Source organism: Anaerobacillus sp. 63XJN7_4_ISO-PGPR-S23-413 (genome assembly GCF_056173725.1).
Genome location: NZ_CM149688.1, coordinates 180068 through 206527, shown reverse-complemented (window position 1 = coordinate 206527; position 26460 = coordinate 180068). Strand labels below are relative to the sequence as shown.

The 26460-nt window shown below is 40.3% G+C and carries 25 protein-coding genes; 3 read left to right on the top strand and 22 right to left on the bottom strand.

Annotated features, from left to right (window positions below):
* Position 1: 1 nt before the first annotated feature.
* From AC0VYO_RS01180 to AC0VYO_RS01160, 5 genes are all read right to left on the bottom strand, one after another.
* Positions 2–466 carry a thioredoxin family protein gene (locus AC0VYO_RS01180; RefSeq protein WP_475366310.1) on the bottom strand — a complete coding sequence of 155 codons (465 nt, stop codon included), beginning with the start codon at positions 464–466 and terminating at the stop codon, positions 2–4.
* On the bottom strand, positions 463–900 hold the full coding sequence (locus AC0VYO_RS01175) for a disulfide oxidoreductase (RefSeq protein WP_475366309.1): 438 nt from the start codon (positions 898–900) through the stop codon (positions 463–465). The genes AC0VYO_RS01180 and AC0VYO_RS01175 overlap by 4 nt, the downstream gene beginning before the upstream one ends.
* Positions 901–1032: 132 nt before the next feature.
* Positions 1033–2133: a M24 family metallopeptidase gene (locus AC0VYO_RS01170; RefSeq protein ID WP_475368296.1), complete on the bottom strand. Its 1101-nt coding sequence runs from the start codon at positions 2131–2133 to the stop codon at positions 1033–1035.
* A gap of 174 nt (positions 2134–2307) precedes the next feature.
* On the bottom strand, positions 2308–2847 hold the full coding sequence (locus AC0VYO_RS01165; RefSeq protein ID WP_475366307.1) for a hypothetical protein: 540 nt from the start codon (positions 2845–2847) through the stop codon (positions 2308–2310).
* A 299-nt stretch (positions 2848–3146) separates the two neighbouring features.
* Positions 3147–3347, bottom strand: a complete 201-nt coding sequence (locus AC0VYO_RS01160) for a hypothetical protein (RefSeq protein WP_194222522.1) — start codon at positions 3345–3347, stop codon at positions 3147–3149.
* A 145-nt stretch (positions 3348–3492) separates the two neighbouring features.
* Here AC0VYO_RS01160 and AC0VYO_RS01155 point away from each other — a divergent pair, with 145 nt between their 5' ends.
* Entirely contained in the window at positions 3493–4395 is a 903-nt protein-coding gene (locus AC0VYO_RS01155; RefSeq protein WP_475368295.1) for an aldo/keto reductase, read from the top strand.
* A 191-nt stretch (positions 4396–4586) separates the two neighbouring features.
* Here AC0VYO_RS01155 and AC0VYO_RS01150 read toward each other — a convergent pair whose 3' ends face one another.
* From AC0VYO_RS01150 to AC0VYO_RS01140, 3 genes are all read right to left on the bottom strand, one after another.
* Positions 4587–4970: a DoxX family protein gene (locus AC0VYO_RS01150; protein WP_430246647.1), complete on the bottom strand. Its 384-nt coding sequence runs from the start codon at positions 4968–4970 to the stop codon at positions 4587–4589.
* Between the two features lie 61 nt (positions 4971–5031).
* Positions 5032–5598, bottom strand: a complete 567-nt coding sequence (locus AC0VYO_RS01145) for a biotin transporter BioY (RefSeq protein WP_430246645.1) — start codon at positions 5596–5598, stop codon at positions 5032–5034.
* 70 nt (positions 5599–5668) lie between these two features.
* Positions 5669–6412 (bottom strand): divergent polysaccharide deacetylase family protein, encoded by a 744-nt coding sequence (locus AC0VYO_RS01140; RefSeq protein WP_475369031.1) that lies wholly within the window; start codon positions 6410–6412, stop codon positions 5669–5671.
* A 477-nt stretch (positions 6413–6889) separates the two neighbouring features.
* Here AC0VYO_RS01140 and AC0VYO_RS01135 point away from each other — a divergent pair, with 477 nt between their 5' ends.
* Positions 6890–7402 (top strand): acyl-CoA thioesterase, encoded by a 513-nt coding sequence (locus AC0VYO_RS01135; RefSeq protein ID WP_226616780.1) that lies wholly within the window; start codon positions 6890–6892, stop codon positions 7400–7402.
* A 396-nt stretch (positions 7403–7798) separates the two neighbouring features.
* Here the strand turns inward: AC0VYO_RS01135 and AC0VYO_RS01130 are convergent, their stop codons facing one another.
* From AC0VYO_RS01130 to AC0VYO_RS01080, 11 genes are all read right to left on the bottom strand, one after another.
* Positions 7799–8128 carry a DUF1516 family protein gene (locus tag AC0VYO_RS01130; RefSeq protein ID WP_430246643.1) on the bottom strand — a complete coding sequence of 110 codons (330 nt, stop codon included), beginning with the start codon at positions 8126–8128 and terminating at the stop codon, positions 7799–7801.
* A gap of 211 nt (positions 8129–8339) precedes the next feature.
* Positions 8340–9485: a mannitol-1-phosphate 5-dehydrogenase gene (locus AC0VYO_RS01125; RefSeq protein WP_475368294.1), complete on the bottom strand. Its 1146-nt coding sequence runs from the start codon at positions 9483–9485 to the stop codon at positions 8340–8342.
* A gap of 2 nt (positions 9486–9487) precedes the next feature.
* A complete protein-coding gene (locus AC0VYO_RS01120) occupies positions 9488–9925 on the bottom strand; it encodes a PTS mannitol transporter subunit IIA (protein WP_160921705.1) in 438 nt (145 codons plus the stop codon).
* Position 9926: 1 nt separating this feature from the next.
* Positions 9927–12050, bottom strand: coding sequence for a BglG family transcription antiterminator (locus AC0VYO_RS01115; protein ID WP_475366303.1), 2124 nt, complete (start codon positions 12048–12050; stop codon positions 9927–9929).
* A gap of 27 nt (positions 12051–12077) precedes the next feature.
* On the bottom strand, positions 12078–13844 hold the full coding sequence (locus AC0VYO_RS01110) for a PTS mannitol transporter subunit IIBC (protein WP_475366302.1): 1767 nt from the start codon (positions 13842–13844) through the stop codon (positions 12078–12080).
* A 292-nt stretch (positions 13845–14136) separates the two neighbouring features.
* A complete protein-coding gene (locus tag AC0VYO_RS01105; protein ID WP_475366301.1) occupies positions 14137–16251 on the bottom strand; it encodes a heavy metal translocating P-type ATPase in 2115 nt (704 codons plus the stop codon).
* Positions 16252–16353: 102 nt separating this feature from the next.
* On the bottom strand, positions 16354–17073 hold the full coding sequence (locus AC0VYO_RS01100) for a ZIP family metal transporter (RefSeq protein WP_475366300.1): 720 nt from the start codon (positions 17071–17073) through the stop codon (positions 16354–16356).
* A 131-nt stretch (positions 17074–17204) separates the two neighbouring features.
* On the bottom strand, positions 17205–17411 hold the full coding sequence (gene copZ / locus AC0VYO_RS01095; protein ID WP_475366299.1) for a copper chaperone CopZ: 207 nt from the start codon (positions 17409–17411) through the stop codon (positions 17205–17207).
* Positions 17412–17432: 21 nt separating this feature from the next.
* Positions 17433–19838, bottom strand: coding sequence for a heavy metal translocating P-type ATPase (locus AC0VYO_RS01090; protein ID WP_475366298.1), 2406 nt, complete (start codon positions 19836–19838; stop codon positions 17433–17435).
* A 13-nt stretch (positions 19839–19851) separates the two neighbouring features.
* Positions 19852–20181 carry a metal-sensing transcriptional repressor gene (locus AC0VYO_RS01085; RefSeq protein WP_303535692.1) on the bottom strand — a complete coding sequence of 110 codons (330 nt, stop codon included), beginning with the start codon at positions 20179–20181 and terminating at the stop codon, positions 19852–19854.
* Between the two features lie 135 nt (positions 20182–20316).
* Positions 20317–21258 carry an arginine deiminase family protein gene (locus AC0VYO_RS01080; RefSeq protein WP_430246632.1) on the bottom strand — a complete coding sequence of 314 codons (942 nt, stop codon included), beginning with the start codon at positions 21256–21258 and terminating at the stop codon, positions 20317–20319.
* A gap of 134 nt (positions 21259–21392) precedes the next feature.
* Between AC0VYO_RS01080 and AC0VYO_RS01075 the strand changes: the two genes are divergently transcribed.
* Entirely contained in the window at positions 21393–22703 is a 1311-nt protein-coding gene (locus AC0VYO_RS01075; RefSeq protein WP_475366297.1) for an amino acid permease, read from the top strand.
* Here AC0VYO_RS01075 and AC0VYO_RS01070 read toward each other — a convergent pair.
* From AC0VYO_RS01070 to glmS, 3 genes are all read right to left on the bottom strand, one after another.
* Positions 22700–23458, bottom strand: a complete 759-nt coding sequence (locus AC0VYO_RS01070; protein WP_242057456.1) for a YqcI/YcgG family protein — start codon at positions 23456–23458, stop codon at positions 22700–22702. The genes AC0VYO_RS01075 and AC0VYO_RS01070 overlap by 4 nt on opposite strands.
* A gap of 63 nt (positions 23459–23521) precedes the next feature.
* The gene (locus AC0VYO_RS01065; RefSeq protein WP_475368293.1) at positions 23522–24151 is read right to left on the bottom strand and encodes a LysE family transporter; all 630 of its coding nucleotides are present in this window, start codon (positions 24149–24151) and stop codon (positions 23522–23524) included.
* Between the two features lie 150 nt (positions 24152–24301).
* A complete protein-coding gene (gene glmS / locus AC0VYO_RS01060) occupies positions 24302–26107 on the bottom strand; it encodes a glutamine--fructose-6-phosphate transaminase (isomerizing) (protein WP_194222541.1) in 1806 nt (601 codons plus the stop codon).
* Positions 26108–26460 lie beyond the last annotated feature (353 nt).

Here is a 26460-nt window from a genome sequence, read left to right as displayed (position 1 = left end):
GTTAATCATTCTTTTCGATCCACTGTTTAAAAGTGTCTTCTGATTGCGTACCTACAATACGATCAACTTCTTTACCATCTTTAAATCGCACAAGAGTTGGCGTTGATTCAATTCTGTAATCATTCCAACCTTGTTCAAACTCAAGAACATTGTATTTTTTCAATTCAATTCCCATGTCTTCGGCAAGTGGTACAAGGACTGGGGAAGTATTTTTACAATGGATACATGTTGGACTATAGAAATAAACGAAGGCATCTTCTTCATTAGACAGGGCTTCCTCAAGCTCATCAGGTAAAATTTGATTTTGATATAATGGATCGTCAAGTTGCTCTATTGTAGCCGGATTTAAAGAGCTCTTCCCGTATGGATTCCCTTCTGTCTTCTCACTATTACTATAGTTTGTAACGAAGGCGAGTGCTCCGAATATTACGATGACAATACCAAGAAAGATAATAGCTTTCTTCACATGTTTTCCTCCCTCTTTGTTTGCTTATGTAAGGCAACCATTAGAATCGTAATGATTAGAAATGCAATAAGTGCAAGAAACGGTATCGTAATAAATCCAAGGTAATTAATATATTCACCTGTACATGGAACCCTACCACATGAAGGTGCCGCTTCTGCTAGAAAAGATGTTTTTTGTAGCAAATAATGATACAGCGAAACGCATGTACCAATGATCGACAATGGGAGAACATAAAATCGTTGGGATGCGTCTTTTCGCACCACAGCGATACCTAGAATTATAACTAGAGGATACATGAGAATCCTTTGATACCAACATAGTTCACAAGGTTCGTATCTAAGAACTTCAGAAAAATACAAACTTCCAGCAAGGGCAAGAACTGAAGCAGCCCACGCTCCAAATAAAAGATACTCACTTTTTTTCTCAGTATTCACAGCTGTACCTCTCTTCTTTCAAGCCAAAATATATTATTATTATACACTACTATTGATGACATGAAATAAACAGAATGATGACAATCCACCTAACTCTTTTTAAAGCCGGCTCTTTGAAGAGCCGACTTTATCTCACTTAATAATTTGTAGATCCTTCGGGTACTTTGTTAACGTCTCATAACCAGTCTCTGTTACAAGAACATCATCTTCTATACGCACGCCGCCAACATCTGGTAGATAGATACCCGGCTCAATCGTATACGTCATACCTACTTGAAGCAAGTCGTCATTCTTCTCGCTCATGGAAGGAAACTCATGTACTTCAATTCCAATACCATGTCCAATACGATGTGGAAAGTGTTCGCCATAGCCTGCATCAGAAATAACGTTTCTTGCTGCAAGGTCAATATCACCTAGTCGTGTCCCGGGTTTTGAGATATTAAGTGATTCCGTTTGTGCACTTAATACTGTCTCATAAATTTCTCTTTGCTTATCGTTAATCTCACCAAAAGCCACTGTTCTAGTAATATCAGAGCAATACCCGTTTAATACAACTCCGAGATCAAATAAGACGAGATCTCCTTTTCTTAATTGACGCTCTCCAGGGTTACCGTGTGGTTGTCCAGATTTCTCACCAAACAAGACCATTGTTGAAAATGACATCTCACGAATTCCTTTTTTCTTCAATTCAAATTCAATGGTAGCAAGGACTTCCATCTCTGTAACACCTTCTCGTAAAGCCTTAACACCAGTCTCTACACCAAAATCAGCAAGTGCTGCTGCTTCACGTAATACTTCAATTTCTTTCTCATCCTTAATTAGGCGCAATTGATTCAGTCCAAGCTCTGCTGAGTGATAGCTCAGCTCAGGATAACGTGCTTGCAGTTCTTCAGCTCGCTCATAAGCAAGCGTACCTTTCTCAATCGAAGCACTAGTTGGTTTATGGATGCCACGTTGTTTCAATGCTTCAAAAATGAAGTCAAATGGTTGTTCTGAATCACTATAGCCGATAATGTCATATTTCCACCCTGCGTCTCTAGCCTGTGAAACTTCCATTCCAGGACAGACTAGAAATGGTTCCTGATTCGGCACCACAAAAAGTCCAAGCAACCTTTCATGAGGCTCACAATGAAAGTTAGTCAAATAATAGACATTAGAAGGGGAATGGATGTAGGCAAAATCTTGATTCTGCTCAATAAGGTAATTCGTAAATTTCGATAAACGTTCGTTCATAGTGACACTTCCTTTTTTAAATTAACCTGTTCATTTTTTCATTCTATCAGAACACAGGCCTCTTGATTATTAAGAGCGTTTCCTCCCCTAGCTTATCATACGTGAAATCGTATACGTCATACAAAAAACTACTATGTAAAAAACCCTGCATTTAATATGCAGGGTTAAATTTCTCTATTCTAGTTCTTTCGCAAAGCTTGGCTTAATTAAATCAGCATCTTCAAATACTTTACCCATTTGATCTTCAAACATCGTAAAATGCTCTAATGCCTTCTCTTGCACTGAAGGATCATCAATAGCAGCTTGCTCTGCGCGAATTTCATAGGCTTCCGTTAGTTCATCAAGTGCGCTTTCAATTTCTTCTTTCGAGTCTTTCAATTCAGATGGAACTTCCAGGCTTTCAATACCTTCAACAGTGGCTTTGCTTGCTTCTACAGCACTGCCTTTCAGCTCTTTAAGTTCTTCAGTTGAAGGCTTTTCCTCTTCTGGTGTTTCACTGTCACTTACAGCAAACTTAGCTGACTCGTATGCTGCAATGTCTTCATTATTTTCTTTCAATACGCTAACAATTTCAGATTGAAAATCAAGTAGAACACTCTTCGTGTCCATTTGCTCTGCATCTCCGCTAGTTTCATTAGCACTATTTGTATTTGAACCGCATGCTGCTACGACGAGAAGCATTGATAAACTCAATACAAAAAAGACCTTTTTCATTGGTATAACCCCCATTATATGTGTACTTCCAAAAATTAGTTTAGCACGTTATTAAATTTTGTAAATGAAAATATATGGATAAAAACCCTTTCTAAATCACTAGTATAAAAGCATTTATGTATATTTATTAAAGGAGACAAATAAAAATAGCTGCCGGCGTTGGCAGCTACAATATTCAAACAATTGGAGAAGGGGGAACTTCTTTGGCTTTGTTTGAGCTATATAGGACAATTTGTGTCGGGGAACACCATGTCTCTTTTCTTCTATACCGATAATGATAATCTTTATCAATTAGAAAGTCAATAACTTTTCTTAAATGAAATTGGTGGTGTTGATTCAAAAGCACTCGTTTTCTTTTCACGTACATAACCACTTCTTAAAGCCTCTGCTCTAAGAACAAGTGCAAATGCTGTAAAGGAAAAGACCAGTATTAAGAAAAACATGGAGATTTGTAACGTTTCAACCATTTTACCCACCTCTTCGTTGACTATTTTTTTCATTATAGCACGCCTTAATGATAATGAGAAGCATTATCATTAAGGGTGAGCACATTTGCCAACTAATAAAGGTTCAACAAGTTGCGCAAACGATTTCATTACATTATGATAAGAAAAGTACATACAAAACCATTTTGGAGGTTTAATGATGCAGCGTATTCATCTAACAGCAGATTTATCATTCTCTCGTCTCGTTCATGGTCTCTGGCGACTGGCAGACTGGAATCAAACGAGCGAAGAAACACTTTCTTTAATAGAGCATAATCTCGATCGTGGCATTACAACGTTCGATCATGCTGATCTTTATGGAAGTTATGAGTGTGAAGAACTTTTCGGGAAGGCATTAGCACTCAAGCCATCTCTACGTGACCAAATGGAGATTGTCACAAAATGCGGGATTGTAATCGAGTCTCCCAATCGTCCCTCCCACCAATCTCATCATTATAATACAAGTAAAGATCACATCATCGCTTCTGCTGAACAGTCCCTTACAGCACTTGGGATTGAGCATATCGATGTCCTGTTAATTCATCGACCTGATCCCTTTATGGATCCAGAACAAGTGGCCGAAGCTTTTTCTGAATTAAAACAAGCTGGAAAGGTTCGTCATTTTGGAGTCTCTAATTTCAAACATCATCAATTTAACATGCTACAATCTTATGTGGATCAACCGTTAATTACAAATCAGCTGGAACTTTCAGCCTACCATCTTGAGAACTTCGAAGATGGGACGTTAAATCTTTGTCAGGAAAAGCGAATGAAACCAATGGCATGGTCTCCACTTGCAGGAGGAGATGTGTTCACATCGCAAGACGATAAAGCAGTTCGTCTCCGCAAGACGATAGAAAAGATAGCCTCTGAGACCGGTGCTGAAGGGATCGATCAAGTGCTTTATGCATGGCTACTTAACCATCCGGCAAACATTATGCCAATCGTTGGATCAGGAAAGCGAGAGCGAATTGATAGTGCTGTCGAAGCTCTTTCTTACTCCTTATCACGTGATCAGTGGTTTGAAATTCTAACAAGTTCTATGGGACATGATATTCCATAAGAGCATCGCTAACCGAGATATATTCTGAATTTTATCTGGATATGACACAAATAGAAGCGCCTCTCTACAGAAAGGCGCTTCTTTATTTTATTCTTCTTAAACAAACGTTTATTTAGCACTATTTAGAGCTATCTTGCTGTACAATATTTGTTGAAAAATTATCTTTTCAAAGATCGTTCTATTTCATCTTTTTATTTTTCACTTGAAATAACTTCAGATAAGGCCAACTTCCTACTACCTGTAAATGCTAATATAAGTGATAATCCAAAAAGGGAGAGTGGAAATTCGTAGCCTCCTATTAATCCCATAGGAAGCTTTGCAAGAACAATAGCACCAATCATCGTTAATCCTAGAAGGATCGCAGATGGGACAACGAAAATCCCCGCAATAAGAAACGCTCCTCCAACGGCTTCAATAATGGCTGTAGCATAAGCTAACCAGGCAGGTTGACCAATCTTTTCAAACATGGCAATGGTATCTCCTATTCCACCTAGTTTCTGTATTCCATGAGCTAGCATAATGAAACCGAGTATTACTCGCCCACCCAGAAAGCCCCATTCCATTCTGTTCTTCACAATGGACACCTCACTTGTATTGTTTCTTAGCTAACGTGTCAGATAGGGTCCTTGGGTCACTTTATGCTTGAATCGGTCCCACTGGACTTTGTAAGAGCCTTGCTTCAATCAGACGTTTGCGAACAGTAATACCTAACCAACTTGCAAGAAATGCTTTGATTAAACCAACAAATAAGAAAGGATAAACTCCCGCAATCATCGCATCATGCCAGTTTAGATCTACAACAAATTTCAATTGAATCGTACCGATTAAAAGGATGATAATCATAGCCACGGTGTTCGCCAACATCGCATGTATCAAAGTATACGATGTTTTCTCTAGGATAAGGCCAGTAACATATGCCGCAATAATGAAGGCAAAAATATATCCACCAGTCGGCCCTAATAAGACTCCTAATCCACCTTTAGCCTGTGCAAACACCGGAAGACCAATCCCCCCTAATATTGTATAGCCTGTCATTGTAATGGCACCGTATTTACTACCAAGAATTGTGGCGGTTAAACCGACAGCTAAAGTCTGTCCACTAATAGGGACAAGTGGTAAAGGAATTTCCATTTGTGCAAGAATAGCTGTAATGCCAATAAAGAATCCACATAAAATTATCATTCTAAGCTTTGATTTCTGCATTTTCTCCCCCCAAATGTTAACCTATATATAATAAATGTTAACATTTATTATAGAAAGGAGGAAGTTCTATTTAAGGCATGCTTTCATCAATCATTTCAAAACCTGGAATCATCTGTGAAAGAGGTACAATTTTTGCTTCGCTTTTGTACATTGGAATAAATTCATTTAAAACAGCTACCATCTTTTTCCCGGCGATTCCTACATGTCCAATTGCGATATGAGCCTCATCATCCTTCAGCTTTTCCGCCAACTCTTGAGCTTGTCTGCTCATATGTTGAATCGTATAGACATCGTCAAAAAACAGCTCATTCTCAAGGTAAGGTACCCCTATTTCTTCTGCTAGTTCAGGAATGACACTTTTGCCTGTTGTCTTGCTATCTAAATAATAGAGACCCTTTTCTCGACACACTTCAAGAACTATCCTCATCACTCGTTCATCAGCTGTCACTTTTGAACCCATATGGTGATTCATTCCAACCGCATGAGGAACAGCCTCAATCGCTTCGTTTACTCGCTTTTGAATTTCTTTATTAGAAAGATCAGTTGTAATTGCGCCTGGACCTAGCCAGCTTCTCTTCCCTTTTACCGGTTCCATCGGAACATGAACGATCACTTCATGTCCATAACGATGCGCTTCCTCCGCGTCTCTTTCAGTCGTTTCAAGAAACGGCATAATGGCTACCGTTAGTGTAACAGGTAATCGAAGCATTTCATCTGTCCCACCCATGTCATTTCCAAAATCATCAATAACAATGGCCAACTCGCGATTATTCTCCGCATACACGTGACTTGGAAAAAGTACGATCAACATCATAAAACAAACCCACTTGTTCACGTCCACACACTCCTTTCACCCTTTACTATTCCCATACAAGGCTTCTTCATGAATGCCGAGGTAGATCAGTTGCGTTATCCATTCGACTGCATGAAAATAGAGAGAAGAAAGGAGCTTCAGTATGAACGTAGATGAGTATTTACTACGCATCTGTACAGAAAGTGGTCAACCGATCTTCTCTCTCTTCAATTACTTCAAAAAAATCACATACATCACATCCTTTTGAAAACCTCGATACATAAAGAAACACATGGATCGATTTAAACCTTGAGACAATTTATCAAAATGGGATTCAAAAACAGTCTTTGACGTGAACGAAGATGAGTGGGACGATTTATATAATCGCTACTTTAGGTAACTCCTCTACTCTTACATATTTGACAGAGGTTTTTCAGCTCCTAATCAAGGGCATAGTAAAGATAGACGACAAGAAAAGCATAATAAGGAGAGACGACTATGGAATCTAAATACATTCGCGAATCACGTGTTGTCAAAACAAGTCACGTATTCCCAGAAGCAACAAACAATCATAATACTTTATTTGGTGGCCAGCTGATGAGAGACATTGATGATATTGCATCAATCGCAGCAATGCGCCACTGTCGTAGTGAAGTTGTAACAGCCTCAACTGACTCTGTTGACTTCTTACACCCGATTACACCAGACGACTCTGTTTGTCTCGAAGCATACGTGACATTCACCGGAAAGTCTTCTATGGAAGTATTTGTGAAAGTAATTGCAGAACATCTCCTATCGGGCGAACGACATATAGGAGCTACAGCATTCCTTACATTTGTGGCATTGGATGAAAAGAAAAAACCACTACCCGTTCCAAAAGTCATCCCTGAATCAGAAGAAGAAAAAAACCTACACGAAACAGCTCCCGCCCGAGCAGAAAAACGCAAAGAACACCGCCAGGCCAGTAAAGAACTAGCCGGCCTCCTAACCACAGAAAAACCTTGGGAATAACAAAAGCGGAAGTGACTGGTTAGGCCCGACAAGCGCTGGAGCCACTCAAAAAGAACACGTCTTTTGTGTTCATTTTGAGTGGTGAAGCGATCGAGGGAGTGGTCACTGCAGCTGGATGGTAACAAAAGCGGAAGTGACCGATTAGGCCCGATAAGCGCTGGAGCCACTCAAAAAGAACACGTCTTTTGTGTTCATTTTGAGTGGTGAAGCGATCGAGGGACTGGTCACTGCAGCTGGATGGTAACAAAAGCGGAAGTGACCGATTAGGCCCGACAAGCGCTGGAGCCTTATAAAAAGAACACGGTCTTTGTGTTCATTTTATGAGGTGAAGCGATCGAGGGACTGAAGCCACTAAAAAAAGCGACAGCCAATTTTATTGGCTGTCGCTTTTTCACATTAAATCCAATTGTAGCCGATTGAAATAATAACTAAAATAAGAACAATACATGCGATCCAAAGCATTTTTGTTGATTCGGCACGCTTTCTTCTTCCAACAATCATTTCCATAACCCCGATTAACACAACCGCCAGGATCCCTTTAAGCACATAGATCAGCGGAAAACCAAGGATAAAGAGCATCCCAATTCCAGTACCGAGCATAATCAAGTAAAATAATCGCTGAATCATAAGCGAGATCTTTTGCTTAGGAGCAAAGTAACTAACCACTAATAGCAAAACAAGAATCGCCCATGAACCTGAGTGAGACTGAAGTAATATATTGAACATTCGTGTTCCCCTTCCCATTGAAAATGAATATGACTAACGCCATACCTTAATAGTAGAATTGTATTGAGGTTGGCACAAGTCCTAATACGAAATCGTAACAAAATGATACGATTTAAGATATTATTTATCCCTAATAAATAATTCCGAAACGAACAGATTTCAAACAAATAAAGGGAAGCTCCATTTAATGAGCTCCCCTTCTGCGTAGAGATTACGCCATTTCTTTATAATGCTTGCTAATTAGATCAAATAGAGTTTCTCCTTCGGTTACTCCTGTAAAAGCAGTAATCGCACTAGAAAGACCTTCGTTTTTGATTTTACTCTGAATCGTTACAGCATCTTCATCTTCTTTAGGATCAAATTGTAATGCTGCTGCAATTCCTTTCGCAAGGTAGTTTGGTTCTTTGTTTAATTCCGCGAGCTGACGTGCCGGTCCAACAAGACGGTCGTCAGCTCCAATTTTACGAATTGGAGCTCGTCCAACGCGAGTAACTTCATCCACTAGATGTGGATTTAGAAAACGACCAAGAATTTTTGTAATATAAGCCTCATGCGCCTCTTTTTCGAAACCGTGCTTATGCTGAAGCAATTCACCAGACTCTTCAAGAGCTTTCTTAACATCATGATAGATATCTTCAGTGTCTAGTGCTTCCTTTATTGTCTCATACCCTGCTTGATAACCAAGGTAAGCTGTCACTGCGTGTCCAGTATTAACGGTGAACAACTTCCGCTCAATGTAAGGAGCAAGATCTTGAACGTACGTAAGCCCAGCAATATCCGGAACCTCTCCAGCCATCATAGTTTGATCGACTACCCATTCATAGAACGGTTCAACCGCAACCATTAATGGATCTTCGTGCGTTTGATTTGGAACAATACGATCCACTGCGGCATCTGGGAAACCAGCATATTGATCTAGCACTTTACGATCCGCTTCATCCATCTTTTCTTCAACAGCTTTTCGAAGCATTGTACTGCCACCGATCATATTTTCACATGCAATAACGTTAACGGGAGCCTTTCCATCTGCGATACGTTTTGAGATGCCTTCTTTGATAGCAGAAGAAATCAATTTCAATACGGTCGGGCCAACAGCGGTCGTAATAAGGTCAGCTTGATAGATCGCATCGACAACTGCCTCAGGATCTTGTTGGCTATTAATACCTTTCACACCCTCAACAGCAATCTTCTCCTTATCCTGACCTAATATTTCCACTGTATAACTATTTCGTTCATTAAGCTCGTTAATCACATTCTCGTTGATATCTACGAAGCATACTTCATATCCTGATTGAGAAAGAAGCTTACCAATAAAGCCTCTTCCAATATTTCCAGCACCAAAATGAACGGCAAGCATGATTAATTCACCTCGTTAAACATTGAGATTAACGTTTCTTTGGAATCCGCTTGAATCAACTCTTCTACATTTTCTTCTTCAGAACATACAATGGCAATTTGAGAAAGGATCTCTAAGTGTTCATTATCCTTACCAGCAATACCTATGATAATCTTCGCAATATTTCCATCTCCGAAATCAACGCCTTCTCGCAATTGGATGATGGATAGTCCAGAATGCTTCACAGCTTTCTTAGCATCCTCCGTACCGTGAGGAATTGCAACAGAGTTGCCCATGTAAGTCGTCGTGATCTTTTCACGTTCTTGCATTTGCTCAAGGTAGCTTTCATCCACATAACCGTTGTCTACAAGGATTTGACCTGCCATACGGATAGCCTCTTCTTTTGTTGCAGCCGTTTCGTTTAGTAATACGTTCTCAGTTGATAGAATTTCTTTTGCCATTTTAATCGTCTCCTTTAAATCCTAATTGTTTTTCTACATGACTTTTCATTTTGTTAGCGAGATACAATCCAATTGATTCTTGATTGCTCCCCGAAAAAAGCGCGATGCTTTCATTTGATTCAATGATAAGAGAACTAATGTAGCTCATGATCTCAATGCTTTCAATTGGCGAATCCTCTGGTGCCAGTTGTAAAAGAGCGGTGTCCATTTCAATAAATGAACCATCCATTGCCTTTCTCTGAACAGGTTCCATTAATCGAACAATTGTAAACACAGGCTTCTTAACTTCAGGTGTCCGCGTATGAAACAATGCAAGTGAAGTCTCAGGAATACCCACTCCACTAATGGTTTCGCGCTTTAGAAGTGCTTCTTTAACATCTGATGAATCGCTGATAGCATCAAGCATTTCTAGACGCATACACTCTTCTGCTAAAAGCTTCTCCACCTCTTTGTGTTCAGATTGATTTACTCGAAATAATTCCACTACTGAAGCTGCAGTCTTGGTATATAATTCAGCTTTACGAAACCAGGTACTCGCTTCATCATTTGAAAAAAACAAGGATTCCTTATCCGTCTTTGGCTTCTCGACCGTGCTTCTTCTTTTCATCATCGACTTCTTATGAAGAGTCGAGCGGATTCGTGTTGCCTCTTCCTCCGTTAAAAAAGGATTTACCTTTATATACTCTCCTTCATATTCAGGGAGAGGGATTGTAGAAACAATCAGATCATAATTCTCTGGATCTTCATCTTGTAGTTCAAATAATGAAGCGCTTTTGATAGTTTGGATTTCTGGTAACTCCTGCTTCAATCGAGTCGCCAGCATTTTGGATGTCCCGATACCACTTGAGCATACGGCAAGAATATTCACTTCGTTATGTTGAAAGCGACCTTCAAGGGCTGAACCAAAGTGAAGGACGAGAAAACCAACTTCTTCATCAGGAATGGATACCCCCGGAAAAGTATCTTTTAGCGCATCTTCAAGCAGTTGGAATAAGTCAGCATAATCTGCTTTGATTTTTGTAAGCAAAGGATTATGGATATTCATGTTCTGCCTAACACGATGCGTAGCAGGACCGAGGTGTGTCACTAAACCCTCTAGAAGTGATTCATTCGTTTCTAAATTCGCATTGAGACGCTTATCTACATAGCGGATTAACTCCTTGGTTTTAACAAGAATCGGATAATTTGTTTCTTCTAAATAGTAGTCTCCAGTGTTTCTTAATTTGGCTCCGCGTAAATGCATGGTGATATAACCGATCTCAGCTTCAGGTATTAAGACACTAAAAGATTCTTCAAGTTTTGTAGCGATTATTCTAGCAAAACCAAACTCTTTCGTATTCCTTAGCGTGCTTAAATAGTCTTCATCAATCTCGATCTTTTCACCCTTTTGAATACGCTCCACAGCCAGAGTCAAATGCACAATTAAACCAATATATGCACTATCAGCGATCATATAAGGTAACTCATTGTTAATATCATCAACGATTGTTTCAACTTTCAAAAGCTTATCTCGATCAACTAACCCTAGCAATCGTTCGGAAGCAGATTCGAGAACATTGCCTTGAGATTTCTTTTGAATCGACTTCTTTAACAACGTAAAAAAGTCTGAATCATTAAACTCAGAAGCAAGCAAGGAACTCATGGCGTGCCTTTTCAGGGCTTCAGTCCCTTCAACCTGCACACCATATCCCCGCCTTCGTATTAATGAAAGCTGCATTCTTTCAAGCCATTCTTCCGCTTTGTCTAAATCATGACTGACAGTAGCAACTGTCACTCTCAAGTCATTCGCTAGACCAATTAACTTAATAGGATCAGCTGATTCCAATAGCTTACATAGAATCAGCGTCTCCCTTTCTTGTTGCGTGTATTCCGTAATGGTTAGATCAACTAGATAGCTTTTCAACTCATTTCGGTTGGATTCTTCACCATCAATTCGAACCCCTACTCCAGCTTTCTTGTTTAAGGTTAAATCATACTGAGTGAGAATATCCTCTACGCCTACTAAATCACGGTGAACCGTTCGTTCGCTTACCTCAAGTTCTTGAGCGATTCCTTTGACCGTATAATAGTCATTACTCTCTAATAGAAGCTGAAGAATTGTTCGTTCCCTTGCTGAAATAAACACATGGTTCACCTCGAATTCTGGCTATACCTACTTTTTAAGTCTATCAACAAGCTCTTCGTATTTCGGGCTATTCATAAAGTTTGCCACTGAGATATGCTCAGCATCAGGACGTTTTGCTTTTGCTCGATCTGTTAAGTCCTGGTGCGTTACGATTAAGTCGGCATCATCTGGTAAGTTACTAATAGCCGTATTTGTCACATCAATGTCTTGAAGTCCAGCTTTCTTGAACTTATTGCGAAGGACTGATGCGCCCATTGCACTTGATCCCATTCCAGCATCGCATGCAAACACTACTTTATTAATATCTTTCTTCTCAACTTGCTCTACTTCTTCTTTCACTGGCACTTCACCTGCGGAAGTTAACTCAGCAACAAGTTCATCATATTTTGGGCTGTTCATAAAGTTTTTAACCGAAATGTGATTCGCTTCTGGAAGCTTATCCTTTGCACGATCGGTTAAATCTTGATGAGTCACAACGAGATCTGCATCATTAGGTAAATTGCTAATCGAAGTATTTGTTACTTCAATGTCTGTTAACCCAGCTTTTTTGAATTTATTACGTAGTACGGATGCCCCCATTGCACTTGATCCCATTCCAGCATCACATGCAAAGATTACTTTGGCTATATTGCCATAAGAAGATGTTGTTTCTTCTTTTGGCTCTTCTGCATTCGTTTTTAGGTTAGAAGATACGCTGCTCTTCTTCCCTTTCATTGCTTCCATTTTTTCAGTCGCTTCTGAAATATCTTCTCCGCTATCTTTTGAGCGTTTAAGGATTATGAAAGCGACCAGGAAAGAAACAATCGTTGCTACCACAACACCTGCAATGACGCTTAGATAACCACCCCGTGGTGACATAAGTATAAGAGAGACAATACTACCCGGTGAAGCTGCCGCTAACAACCCTGCATCTAGAAGTGTAAATGTGAACACACCACTCATTCCACCAAGAATGGCAGCTAGAAGAAGTGCTGGCTTCATCAAAATGTAAGGGAAGTAAATTTCATGAATTCCCCCAACAAAATGAATTAGTGCAGCTCCTGGTGCTGATTGTTTTGCTGACCCTTTACCCACAATCGAGTAGGCAAGGAGAATCCCTAAACCTGGACCAGGATTGGATTCAACTAAAAAGAGAACCGATTTACCTGTATTCGCTACCTGTTCAAGTCCAAGTGGGGTGAAAATCCCGTGGTTAATCGCATTATTTAAAAAGAGTACTTTACCTGGTTCAATTAGAATACTTACTAATGGTAATAGACCTGCAGCAATAATAACTTCTACACCTGCAGCAAGCGCTTTGTTTAAACCTAATACAACTGGTCCAATTGCTAGAGAAGCTATAATAGTTAAAGCCCCACCAATAATCCCAGCTGAGAAATTGTTAACGAGCATTTCAAAGCCTGATTTAATCTTGCCATGAATCGCTTCGTCGAATTTCTTGATTAAATATCCCCCAAGCGGCCCCATAGCCATAGCTCCAAGGAACATCGGAATGTCTGCTCCAACAATAACACCGATGGTTGCCGTTGCACCAACAACTCCGCCTCGACCACCGTATACAATTTTACCTCCAGTGTAACCAATCAAGAGTGGCAATAGGTAGTAAAGCATTGGTTCTACTAACTCGGCAAGGCTTGCATTTGGTAGATAACCATCTGGTATGAATAAAGCAGTAATCAATCCCCAAGCAATAAATGCGCCAATATTTGGCATGATCATACTGCTTAAGTAACTTCCGAAACGCTGAACTTTTACTTTAAATCCAGATTTCTCTGCTGTGTTCTGTTCACTCATTATATATCCTCCCTTTCTTCCGCACCGTTAAAGCGTTTTCATTTTTTTAGGAGACTTGTTGACATGATCTTATATTTCGCTTAATTGGAACCCCTATTCCCCGGCACGTATTGTTTGTCTTAATTACTTACTATCATAAAGGGAGACAAAGTCAGTTACAACGAAATCCAAACGCGAATTCGGCATAGCACTTGTTGACATGATTAAACAAAGCTATACTTCCTGTTAATTTTTATGATGAATAATCTAGAATGCCAGCATAAATAAAAAAACCCTCTAGACATCTAGAGGGTTACGAATGCTGTGGTTCTGCTTCATTATGAATATGTGTTTTTTCTTTTGTTTTCCGTTCCCATAGAATCGTTAAACTAATGAACGTCACGAGAATTGTTGCCCCCATATCAGACAGTATCGCAATCCATAGCGTTAATAACCCAGGAATAGTAAGCAGTAAAGCAATCATTTTTAAGCCAAGGGCTAACGCAATATTAACCCGTATCGTTCGATTCACTCGTTTAGCGATCGAGACCGCTTCAGGCAGTTTTCCTAAGTGATCCTGCATCAATACGATATCGGCTGTTTCAATCGCGCTATCTGTCCCTTTTCCCATAGCGATTCCAAGGTCAGCTGAAGCAAGAGCCGGAGCATCATTAATCCCGTCACCGATCATGGCTACTTTACCTTCTGTTGTTAATTCTTTCACCTTAGCCACTTTGTCTTCAGGTAAGAGACCTCCGAAATAAGAACGTACGCCAACACGTTTTGCCACTTTCTCAGCTGTTTTCTCATGATCTCCTGTTAACATCACCGTATTCTTAATACCTACATGATGTAAAGCGCGAATAACAGACTCACTTTCCTCTCTAATTTCATCTGCAACTCCAAATATCCCAAGAATATGTTTCTCATCGGCTACAAGGACCAGCGTTAACCCATCATGTTTCATCGCATCAATCGATGTTCTCACATCCTCAGAGATGGTTACATGTTGAACACTTTTTTCATTTCCTACCCAATGTCTTTTTCCATTAATGTCGGCTATGATCCCCTGCCCTGATATCGTTTCGATATTTGTTGCTTCGATTTCACGATAAGGAAAGCTATTTACTTTTGTCATGATTGCTTTTGCTAACGGATGTGAAGAATGTTTCTCAACCGCTGCCGCTACTGATAAGAAATGCTCCTGGTCATAAACTTTATATTTCTCCACATAAGGTAGCCCTTTTGTAAGCGTACCGGTTTTATCAAAAGCGAGCGTATCAATTTTTCCTAGCTGTTCAAGATAAACAGATCCTTTTACGAGAATACCGTTACGCGCATTTCGAGTAATACCCGAGATGTTGGCAATCGGTGATGAAAGAATAAGTGCACATGGACATCCTACAATAAGCACTGCAAGTCCCTGGTAAAACCACTCACTAAAAGCCCCTCCGAACAATAAAGGCGGAACAAGCATCACGAGTGCTGAGATAAGCATAATAATCGGTGTGTAATACTTTGAGAAACGATTAATAAATAATTCCGTAGGTGTTTTTGTTTCCTGAGCTTCTTCAACTAAATGCAATATTTTTGCTAGTGAGGAATCCTCATAAGCTTTCGTGATTTTCACACGAAGAATTCCTTCATTATTTATACTTCCGCCATAAACAGACTCATTAGCACTTTTTTCAACCGGCATAGCTTCTCCAGTAATAGCCGCTTCGTTCACTGAACTATAGCCAGATTCGACGATTCCATCTGATGGAATTTTTGCGCCAGATTTGACCAAAACAATGTCGTTCACTTTTAGATCCTGAATCGAAACGATTTCTTCTCTTCCCTCTCGAATACGAAGGGCTTCCTTCGGCGCAATTTCTAGTAAGGACTCCATAGACTTTCTTGCCTTCTCCATACCTAGGCCTTCTAAATATTCATTCAGTCCAAATAGGATTGCAACAAGCGTGCCTTCCTTCCACTCTCCAATAGAGACTGCACCTATTAAAGCAATAGTCATCAACGTCTCAATATTAAATGTCAGTTTTATTAAGTTCTGTAGACCTTTAATAAACGTTTGATAGCCACTTAAAATAATGGCAATTAAATAGAAAGGAATAGCTGGTATGTTTGTAAATCCATCTAAAAGAAGAGCAGCAGCGAAAATCGCTGATGAGATAGCAAGGAGCCACTTCCCGTTGTTGTCACCCTTACTATGTTCATGGGCATGTCCATTTCCGTTTTTAATCAATGATGCGTGATCTGAAGCAAGAATTTTCTCAACTTGTTCAAGATTCACTCTCTCATCTAGCTTTAATTTACCGGAATTATATTGAATTTGAGCGGATTCTCCGTATTCAAGTTTTTGAATCTGTTGTTCCATTCCCGCTGCACAATTTGGACAGGATAAACCTGTCAAACGATATTCTTCCATCGATGGGAACTCCTTTCTTATGTGGTTTATTTATTTTATTCAATATATGAGCATGTGTTCATATTAGTCTATGTACAATTTTACTGAATTTTATATATGTTGTCAAAAGAGTTTATGAGTCACCTCAAGGTAAATAGCCAGTAAAAGTATTCCCAGACTTGTATATAAGTACAACTCCCGATTTAAAACTCTTCCAACAACATGACCGATCATTTCATGAAGGGCTACATATGATAAAGATCCAATAGCTACGCCCATAAAGAGACCATTTAGTAGATGCGATTGATAAGAAACCATACCGAACCAGGCCGATAGCGTTAAAATAATTGTTACAGAGCTTGCTGCTAAGATCACAAACAACCGATGTAATCCGTTCATTCGAGTGAGTATATACAAAGCCACTCCCTCTGGTAAGTGATGGATAAATAAAGATAGCAGTAATGACATGCCAATTCCGCTACTAACTGACGTCATTCCAAGAGCGATCCCGACTGGGATATTGTGCGAGATGACAGCAAGAACGAAAGCAAACACTGGAAGGTAACTCTTGTCTTGAAACTTCCTGTGAACCACTTGCTCTGTCCAAATAAAGAAAAGAACAGAAAGCGACGCACCTGCAAGTAGTGCCCAAAACGAATACGAACGAACGCTTTCTGGTATCAGTTCAAAGGAAATCACGCCGATGAGCATACCACCACAAATCAGATAAAGAGCTTCCAAACGATGTTGATAATAGGTAAATGCCACCTTCCCTGCAGTAGCTCCTATCAAAAGACCCCCGAAGCCTATCATAAATAAACTTGTGAACAGTGAAGTGTTCATTGGCGTCTTTCCCTCCTCAAAGATAAGCTTATTCTTCCACTTGTCCTATTAGCGAATTTTATTATCAAGAAACGAAAGTTATGAATTTAAAAAGCCGAAGAAAGGATTCACTCCCTTCTTCGGCTTCTTATTTAGACAATGTCATATCCCTGTTCTTCAACCGCTTCATTCATTTCCGAAACGCTAACGCTAGAAGCATTGTAAGAAACTTTTGCCGTTCCTTCTTCTACGTTCACATTTACTTCTGAAACCCCTTCAAGTTCCTGTAAAGCAGTTGTTACTGCTGCTTTACAATGTTCACATGTCATTCCTTCAATTTTTAATGTTGTTTGTTCCATCGTGATTCTCCTCTCAATGAATTATAGTTTCACTCGCTTCAAACGAAGGGAATTGGTTACGACTGATACAGAGCTGAAGGCCATAGCAGCCCCCGCAACCCAAGGTGCTAGTAAACCAATTGCAGCAATTGGAACCCCAATTGAATTATAGAATAACGCCCAGAATAGATTCTGGCGAATATTCCGCATCGTTTTACGGCTTAAATGAATCGCCTTTGCAATGTTTTCAAGATCGCCTCCAACAAGTGTAACGTCTGCTGTCTCAATGGCGACATCTGTTCCGGTTCCAATCGCCATTCCTATATCGGCTGTTGCAAGAGCTGGCGCATCGTTAATGCCATCCCCTACCATCGCCACTCGTTTTCCTTGCGCCTGTAACTCTTTTACTTTAGTAGCCTTTTCCTCAGGAAGTACTTCTGCAAACACACCATTTAGGTTCACTTGCCGCCCGATAGCTTCAGCCGTCCGTTTATTGTCACCTGTAATCATATATACATCGATTCCAAGGGATCTCATTTCCTCAATAGCACTTTTCGACGTTTCTTTCACCGTATCTGCAACAGCGATAATTCCCTGTACGCGACCGTCAAATGCAACAAACATGGCAGTCTTCCCGTCAAGTTCATATGTTTTCATTTGTTCTTCATGAGTGGAATAAGGAATTTGCTCTCGTTCCATAAGTTTTCGAGTCCCAACAAGAACCTGATTTCCTTTGACAGTAGCAACAATACCGTGACCTGGTATAGTTTGAAACTGCTCAGCTTCAGCTAAAGTAACATTGTGATTCGCGCCATATTGAACAATGGACCTTGCTAGAGGATGCTCGGAAGCTTTCTCAGCGGCAACCAATTGTTCGAGCACCGTTTTCTCATCGAGGTCAAAAGCAACAAAGTCCGTTACTTCAGGCTTTCCCTTTGTGATTGTACCGGTTTTATCAAGTAAAATTGCATCAATTTTATGAGTGGCTTCTAAAAATTCGCCACCTTTAAACAGAATCCCTTGCTCAGCACCCTTCCCAGTCCCTACCATAATAGAAGTTGGTGTAGCTAATCCTAGTGCACAAGGACATGCGATAACGAGCACCGCAATCCCCGCTTCAAGTGCCTGTGGCAATTTGTAAGGATCGACTAGTAAATACCAAACTAGAAACGTAATCGCTGCGATCCCTACCACAATAGGGACAAATATGCCTGAAATCACATCTGCTAAACGTTGGATCGGTGCCTTTGAACCCTGCGCTTCTTCAACAATCTTAATGATTCCAGCAAGAGCGGTATCTTTCCCCACTTTTTCAGCACGCATTGTTAAAGTCCCATTTTCATTAATCGTAGAGCCAATCACACTCGCCCCTACTTCTTTCTCAATGGGAATGGATTCACCTGTAATCATGGACTCATCTACGGATGAATTCCCTTTTTCCACGATACCGTCTACTGGTATTTTTTCACCCGGGCGAACGACGATTCGATCAGCTACCTGAACCTGATCGACAGGTACTTTCACTTCAGCGCCTTCCCGAATGACGCTCGCTTCTTTCGCCTGAAGGTTTAGTAATTTGGTAATGGCCTGCGTCGTTCTCCCTTTCGCTAGATCTTCAAATAACTTCCCTACTAAGATGAGCGTGATCAGAATGGCGCTTGTTTCGAAATAAAGCGACGGATTGTATCCTTCTGTCAAATAACTTCTGATTCCTTCAATAACACTATAAAAATAAGCGGCTGAAGTCCCAAGCGCAACAAGAACGTCCATATTTGCGCTTTTATTTACTAAGGCACGATAAGCCCCAGTGTAAAATGGAGCACCTATTACAAATTGAACAGGTGTTGCTAAAAGAAACTGAAACCATGGTTCCATAAGAAGATGAGGCACAGGAATAGCCAACTCCCCAGGTATATGGGCAAGCATCGTTAACAGAAGCGGAAGAGAAAGAAGAGCTGAAATCAATAATCGACGTTTCTTCTTCATAATTTCATCATCTTTATGGCTTTTTTGATTTTCACGATTCTCTTTAATCACCGCTTCATAACCAAGTTTTTTCACCTTCTGGAGAATGTCATCTAACGTCACTTCTCCCGGCTGATATTCGACAACGCCAGACTCTGTTGTTAAGTTAACCGAAGCAAGCTCAACACCCTTCGTACGATTTAAGCCTTTTTCGATTCTTGTGGAGCAAGCTGCACAGGTCATTCCGTGAATATCAAGCTCCACTTTTTCTTTCCGAACCCCATAGCCTAGTTTTTCAATTTTCCCTACGATATCTTCTGTCTTCACTTGATCGTAATCGTACAAGATTGTTGCTTTTTCCATCGTTAAATTGACGTTTGCCTCGACACCATCCATTTTATTTAATACCTTCTCGATTCTTGATGAGCAAGAAGCACATGTCATCCCCGTCACATCAAGAGAGAGTTGTTTCTTCGAATCCATCTGACTCACCTCTTTATTTAGAGAACTGCTGAATCACTTTCATTAATTCCTCTATTTGCTCATCTCCATTACCTTCTTGTATGGAACTAGCAACACACGTTTTTGTATGACGTTCAAGCAACGTATAGCCAACCTTTTTTAAAGCAGCCTGAATGGCAGACAGCTGAATAAGAATATCCACGCAATAGCGATCATCTCCAACCATTTTCTGAATCCCGCGTATTTGGCCTTCGATTCGCTTCAATCGGTTCTGCAGCTGCTGTTTCTCTTCATCCGTTCTCGGTTCAGTTGGCTTTTTATCCGGCTGTAAAGGGATGTTTAGTTCATCTGTCAATCCGATCATCTCCTCTAATTTAGCTTACTATCAATATACCCCCCTAAGGTATAATAGTCAACCAAAACACATGTAAAAGAATCCCACAACTTTGCAGGATTCTTTATGAAATATATATTGAATTAGCCTTCAAGCCACTTTCTCTTATCCCCTCTCAAGTGGTAATGTCATACATCGGATTCCTCCACCACCGTTTTCTAATTCATCTACCTCTATCTCAATAAGCTTCTTTTTACGAAGGGTAGGATGATTCTTAAGAATAGATTTATTTGTTTTCGTACTAATCAATAGCGTCTCAGGATTTAAATTCAAGAAATTAATATCTGCAACAGTATGTTTGATCTCAGAGGTCCATTCGACTTCATATCCATGTCGCTCTAAAAAATCACCCGTCATCTCATATCGAAAATCATTTTCGGTCACAACCTGTACAGGGAGATACCTCATATAGCTTTTCGCTATAAATATACTCTCTCCCGCTACATTACAATTCATATCAAGATGCATCGTATCTGGACGTCGTGGTAGATCAATAACACCGATTTCCTGGAACCCCGCATTAAAAATACTCCCTTGCAGTGCTTCTATACTTTCAATGCTTGTCCGAATCCCAGAATTAATAAAAACAGCATCCTTATTAAGTATCATGACATCTCCATATTCCAATGCCTTTAACTGATTATTTGATTGCATTTGAAACGTCCGCTCATCAAACCACTGTTGAAATAACCTGTGGCTTTGAAAATATTCAGGTCGCCTCATGGAAGTTCCTGCTGCTCCCGGAAGAATCGTCTTGCCAAATACACAAGCAAGATCACGTACAAAAATACGATTGATTAATTTTTCATTTAATAAAAGGTCTTCTCGTAATAAATGAACGGAATAATCAATAACATGAACGCCAGCATCCTCCATTGCGCGAATCATTTCTTCATGATTTTCTTGCGCCTTCTTTTGTTTCACTGCTTTTTCCCACTGTACATCTGTAGCAGTTTGCTGATCTGGTACATCTAAGTGTGAAGGAGAACAAACGACAACCGTTTTTAATTCTCCATATTCATTCCAACAATTCGGATGGATGTTCATTCAACCAAACTCCTTTATCATACATAGTCTCCTTACTTTCTCCTCATCCGAAGAAAAGATTCTCCAATTCAAGAAACACACATAAACACTGCCAGTGATTCTCAAACTAAAGAAGATAAGAGGGGGATGCAATAATGAGTAAATCGACAAATCACGAAAAGAAATTAACCTGGTGGCAAATGTCGTTTATAGGGGTAGGGTGTATTATCGGGACCGGGTATTTCCTTGGTTCTAGTATCACGATTGAAAAAGCAGGCTATCTCGTTTTATTGGCTTATTTTCTGGCCGCGATCGGCACATGGATTGTTTATGAAGCACTTGCGAAATTAACTGCTGAACATCCAGAAAAAGGGTCTTTTCGCACTTATGCAAAACAAGCTTTTGGCCAATGGGCCGGCTTCAGTAACGGCTGGGTATACTGGTCATCTGAAATGCTTATTATGGGAAGTCAACTAACAGCCCTCGCTCTATTTGCACAGTTTTGGTTTCCGAAAGCTCCTTTATGGCTCACCGCATCTGTATTCGCTTCACTTGGCCTTATCGTTATTCTTATCGGTGTTCAACTCGTAGAAAAAATGGAGAACGTTTTTGGGGTAATGAAGATTGCTGCCATTGTGATGTTTCTCGCTATCGGAATCGCCGCCTTATTTGGATGGCTTGAACCACAAAAAGGTAACGCTGGAATTGAAATCACGTCAAAAGACTTTCTCACAGGTAGCGCAATGGGTCTCTGGGTTGCCCTTGTTTATGCGTTCTATGCATTTGGTGGAATTGAAGTGATGGGACTGATGGCGAATGAGCTTGAAGATCCCAAAAATGCCCCAAAATCTGGAAAGATCATGCTTTTAGTCTTAACGTTTCTTTACGTAATGTCTTTTTTCGTTGTGTTAAAACTTATTCCGATCAAAAGCATTGATCCGAATGAAAGTCCATTTTTAACAGCTTTAACTCAATTTCATCTACCCTGGATCCCGCACGTATTTAATGCGATCCTCATTATTGCCGGTTTCTCCACTATGGTCGCTTCCCTATATGCCGTAACGACCATGCTAGTAACACTTGCTGAAGAAAATGATGCACCTGCCCTCTTTGCAAAGAAAAGCAGGAAGATTCCTCTCCCTGCTTTTGGTCTCACGACTCTAGTCGTCTTACTTTCAATTGTTGTTGCACTACTTTTACCGGAGAACATCTTTGAGTATTTGACGACAGCTGCTGGTTTAATGCTTCTCTATAATTGGATGTTCATTCTTTTTTCATATCGGAAACTAACCAAAACTACGTTTAAAGATCATTTGAAAATAGGAATCGGCGTAGTCCTGATCGGTACAGCTATTTCAGGAACGTTATTTGACCATATTAGCCGGGCTGGATTTTTGGTTAGTTTATGCTTTCTAGTTCTCATTGCCGGGGCAACTTTTCTGAAAATGAAAAGAAAACACAGTTAAGAGCGAATGCTCTTCCACTTGTTTTTCATCGCCATAAAGGGACACTTGGAAAGAGAAGAATCATCATCAGATAGAAAATATTGCTCCCATTCATAATTATCTTGTTGACCGTACCACTTCAAGGCGGGGTGAGCTGGAATCCCATCGTAAGAAACCAACCGTTGCCGGATCGCTTTTTTAAGCTTTTGACCAAATGTTGTTTCTGCATTAATTTCATCAAAAACCCATCTTGGTTGAAAAGCAATCAGAAAAGATGGAAATTGACGACTCTTTCGAACTTGGTGAGCTGGTGTCGCACAGAATGCAAAATACGGTTCTCCATTGAAGCAGAACTCCCATTTAGGATCATGTGGGTCTTTAGGGATATGTTCTGGCCACTGCGCCTCATCAAGCTCATGTAAACTGTTTAGTAGCGACCAGAATAATTCCTGGTATTGATCTACTTCGGCTTTTTGTTTCTGTAACGTCGTGGAGTCAAAAAAAACAACAAGAGAGGCATATTTCCCCGTTTCCCTCGCTACTTCCCCGTACTGTTTCAACAATGTAGCTAACTGTACACTTGCTACGTCTGTTGTAGGATCTTCCGCAAATCCAAATCGTAAATTATCTTGATGGAACCCCTGCTTCCCAGGAATGCAAGGGTAAGGTTGTTCACGATCTGATAACATCGCTCCAAAATGAGCAAATGCAGTTCGCTTCCAACCTTCCATTCCTTCTCCATGTTCATCAATCCATGATTTCGTATATAGTTCCAAACGGAATCCCTCCTTAACACTACACGCGTTATCCTATTAGGAGGGACAAAAAGAGGTGCCAGTCTATCCAAGGAACAACCTAACAGCTTGCATACCGAAATAGAGTCCAAATCCGATTAACGTGATACCGGATAAGATCGATATTCGCTTCAAAATAAATGGATTTACCCACGCTCGTGCACCTGCTGATGCACTCGCCATTGTGAGATCCCATAGGGTGATACCTAAAAAAATGCCCGTACTATAAAGAAACAGTTGGGCGGCACCAAACATACTAGATGTTTGGGCTAGAATCGAACCATAAATGCCAAGCCAGAACAAAATGTTCAGCGGATTTGAGATTGCGATAAAAAAACCAGTTCGAAACGATTTGCGGTTCGTTTCATATCGACCACTTGTCTGCTTAAGTCCAATTGAATCAGCCTTCACGATATTTTCAATTCCTGTATACGTTAAAACAAAAAAACCAAACAGCCAAAGAAATGTTTTCATAAACGGCGTCTCAATGACATGAGCAAGTCCAAAGTAAATGAGCATCATAAATACGCCATCCGCTACCATCGCTCCAAACCCTACTAACCAGGCATTCATAAAACCAAATCGAATCCCCCTGTCCAGCTGTGCCGCATTAATCGGTCCCATTGGAGCTGAAAGGGAAAGTCCTAAAAATATGTAGCTTACAAAGATACTCATACGCCTCCACCCTTCTTCGTATTCGTATCATTGTATTCGGACATGCTTTTAAGTAGTCGCAAAAAGAGAGGCGAGTCATTTTTTAACAATGATAACCAAAAATAAAACGGCCCTCCCTAGTAAGGAAAGGCCGTTCTAATCAATCTATGGTTACTCTACCGTAACTGATTTAGCAAGGTTTCTTGGCTTATCTACGTCGCATTCTCTGTGTAGCGCTGCATAGTATGCAAGTAATTGAAGCGGTACAACAGAAGCTAGCGGAGTAAGATGCTCATGTACTTCATCAAGGACGATGGTGTCGCCTTCTTCTTCAAGGCCAGCAAGAGAAATAATGCATGGTGATGCCCCACGAGAAACGACTTCTTGTACGTTTGAACGGATGCTTCCATTTACGTGCTTCTGCGTAGCAAGAGCAATAACAGGAGTACCTTTCTCAATTAGAGCAATCGTACCGTGCTTCAATTCACCGCCAGCAAATCCTTCAGCTTGAATGTAAGAGATTTCTTTCAGCTTAAGAGCTCCTTCAAGACAAACGTAGTAATCTACACCGCGACCAATAAAGAATGCATTACGCGTAACTGAAAGGAAGTTACGTGCAACTGTTTCGATCATTTCCTTCTGGTCAATCATGGACTCCATCGCTGTTGCAACGATTCCAAGCTCCTGAATTGGGTTGAAATCAAGCTTAATGCCTTTTGCCTGAGCAGTATCGACAGCAAGTAGTGTTAGTACAGCCATTTGTGCAGTGTAGGCTTTTGTTGAAGCAACCGCAATTTCAGGGCCTGCATGTGTGTGCAGCGTATAGTCAGCCTCACGAGAAAGCGTTGATCCTGGAACATTCGTAATCGTAAGAGATTTAAATCCTTTTTTCTTCACGTTCACAAGTACGCCACGGCTATCTGCCGTTTCACCACTTTGTGAAATAAAGATAAAGAGTGGATTCTGTGAAACAAGCGGCATATTGTATAAGAACTCACTTGCGATGTGCACTTCAACAGGAACCTCAGCGATGTTCTCGATCAGCTGTTTACCAACAAGGCCAGCATTGTAACTTGTGCCACACGCAATGATGTAAATACGATCCGTTTCTTTCATTGCTTCACGAATATCTTTATCAAGTTTGATGTTATCATTCTCATCTTTGTACTTTGTAATAATGTTACGAATCGCAAGCGGCTGTTCGTCAATTTCTTTAAGCATATAGTGAGGGTATGTTCCCTTTTCTATATCACTTGCGTCGATTTCAGCTGTGAATGGTTCGCGTTCCATTACTTTTCCACTCATATCTTTAATTGTGACAGAATCACGCTTCACAATCACTACTTCTTCATCCATAAGCTCGATGAATTTACTTGTTACTTGAAGCATAGCCATTGAGTCACTTGCTACTACGTTGAAATCATCGCCGATTCCAACTAGAAGCGGACTCTTATTTTTCGCTACGTAGAGCGTTTCTGGATTATGATTGTCAATAAGTGCAAGTGCATATGAACCGTGAAGTTCATTCAATGTTTGATGGAAAGCATCTTCAACAGACATATTTTGATCTTCAACAAGAGTAGCAATAAGTTGAACAACTACTTCTGTATCTGTAGCACTTACGAAATTAACTTCGGATAAGAAGTCACGTTTGATTTGTTGATAGTTTTCAATTACACCGTTGTGAACAAGCGTGAAGCGTTCAGTTGAGCTCTGATGTGGATGAGCATTTACCTGACTAGGTTCACCGTGTGTTGCCCAGCGTGTATGTCCAATACCTGCTGTCGCTTCCACACTTGTATCCACTTTTTTTCTAAGGTCAGCAATACGACCTTTTTCTTTAAAAAGGTGGAGTCCACCGTCATTAAGAAGCGCAATACCTGCTGAATCGTACCCTCTGTACTCAAGCTTCTCCAGACCTCGTAATAGAATTTCTTTAGCATCCTGATTTCCAATATATCCAACAATACCGCACATGTAAAAGTCCTCCTTCAATTGAAGGAGCAGGCATACAACGGGGCAGACCTGCCCCTTCTTTTCCGATTAATAGCTTTTTTGTCACCATAGTTTTGCTTTTGTTCAGAAAGTCACCTCTCTGTTTTTCACAAAACCATTCGATTGTGGTGGAGCAATCGAGAGGTATCCGCCGATGATCGATAAACCTCTTCCTCGTCAACTGTTTTCTACCGTTCGAAAACAGTCCAGGCGCTTTTATATCAAAAGTAACCCAACTTCCCTCTCTTTCCCTTTTAGAATAAAAACCAAACATACTTCTATATTATATCAATTGTAAAAAGCTGGTCAATTCTTTTTTCTAGAACAAGTCGTTC

Coding starts and splice junctions, on each gene's coding strand:
- AC0VYO_RS01170 (WP_475368296.1), bottom strand. CDS start 2,133: ATGAACGAACGTTTATCGAAATTTACGAATTACCTTATTGAGCAGAAT.
- AC0VYO_RS01165 (WP_475366307.1), bottom strand. CDS start 2,847: ATGAAAAAGGTCTTTTTTGTATTGAGTTTATCAATGCTTCTCGTCGTA.
- AC0VYO_RS01160 (WP_194222522.1), bottom strand. CDS start 3,347: ATGAAAAAAATAGTCAACGAAGAGGTGGGTAAAATGGTTGAAACGTTA.
- AC0VYO_RS01155 (WP_475368295.1), top strand. CDS start 3,493: ATGCAGCGTATTCATCTAACAGCAGATTTATCATTCTCTCGTCTCGTT.
- AC0VYO_RS01145 (WP_430246645.1), bottom strand. CDS start 5,598: ATGCAGAAATCAAAGCTTAGAATGATAATTTTATGTGGATTCTTTATT.
- AC0VYO_RS01140 (WP_475369031.1), bottom strand. CDS start 6,412: ATGATGTTGATCGTACTTTTTCCAAGTCACGTGTATGCGGAGAATAAT.
- AC0VYO_RS01135 (WP_226616780.1), top strand. CDS start 6,890: ATGGAATCTAAATACATTCGCGAATCACGTGTTGTCAAAACAAGTCAC.
- AC0VYO_RS01130 (WP_430246643.1), bottom strand. CDS start 8,128: ATGTTCAATATATTACTTCAGTCTCACTCAGGTTCATGGGCGATTCTT.
- AC0VYO_RS01125 (WP_475368294.1), bottom strand. CDS start 9,485: ATGCTTGCCGTTCATTTTGGTGCTGGAAATATTGGAAGAGGCTTTATT.
- AC0VYO_RS01120 (WP_160921705.1), bottom strand. CDS start 9,925: ATGGCAAAAGAAATTCTATCAACTGAGAACGTATTACTAAACGAAACG.
- AC0VYO_RS01110 (WP_475366302.1), bottom strand. CDS start 13,844: ATGAGTGAACAGAACACAGCAGAGAAATCTGGATTTAAAGTAAAAGTT.
- AC0VYO_RS01105 (WP_475366301.1), bottom strand. CDS start 16,251: ATGGAAGAATATCGTTTGACAGGTTTATCCTGTCCAAATTGTGCAGCG.
- AC0VYO_RS01100 (WP_475366300.1), bottom strand. CDS start 17,073: ATGAACACTTCACTGTTCACAAGTTTATTTATGATAGGCTTCGGGGGT.
- copZ (WP_475366299.1), bottom strand. CDS start 17,411: ATGGAACAAACAACATTAAAAATTGAAGGAATGACATGTGAACATTGT.
- AC0VYO_RS01090 (WP_475366298.1), bottom strand. CDS start 19,838: ATGGATTCGAAGAAACAACTCTCTCTTGATGTGACGGGGATGACATGT.
- AC0VYO_RS01085 (WP_303535692.1), bottom strand. CDS start 20,181: ATGATCGGATTGACAGATGAACTAAACATCCCTTTACAGCCGGATAAA.
- AC0VYO_RS01080 (WP_430246632.1), bottom strand. CDS start 21,258: ATGAACATCCATCCGAATTGTTGGAATGAATATGGAGAATTAAAAACG.
- AC0VYO_RS01075 (WP_475366297.1), top strand. CDS start 21,393: ATGAGTAAATCGACAAATCACGAAAAGAAATTAACCTGGTGGCAAATG.
- AC0VYO_RS01065 (WP_475368293.1), bottom strand. CDS start 24,151: ATGAGTATCTTTGTAAGCTACATATTTTTAGGACTTTCCCTTTCAGCT.
- glmS (WP_194222541.1), bottom strand. CDS start 26,107: ATGTGCGGTATTGTTGGATATATTGGAAATCAGGATGCTAAAGAAATT.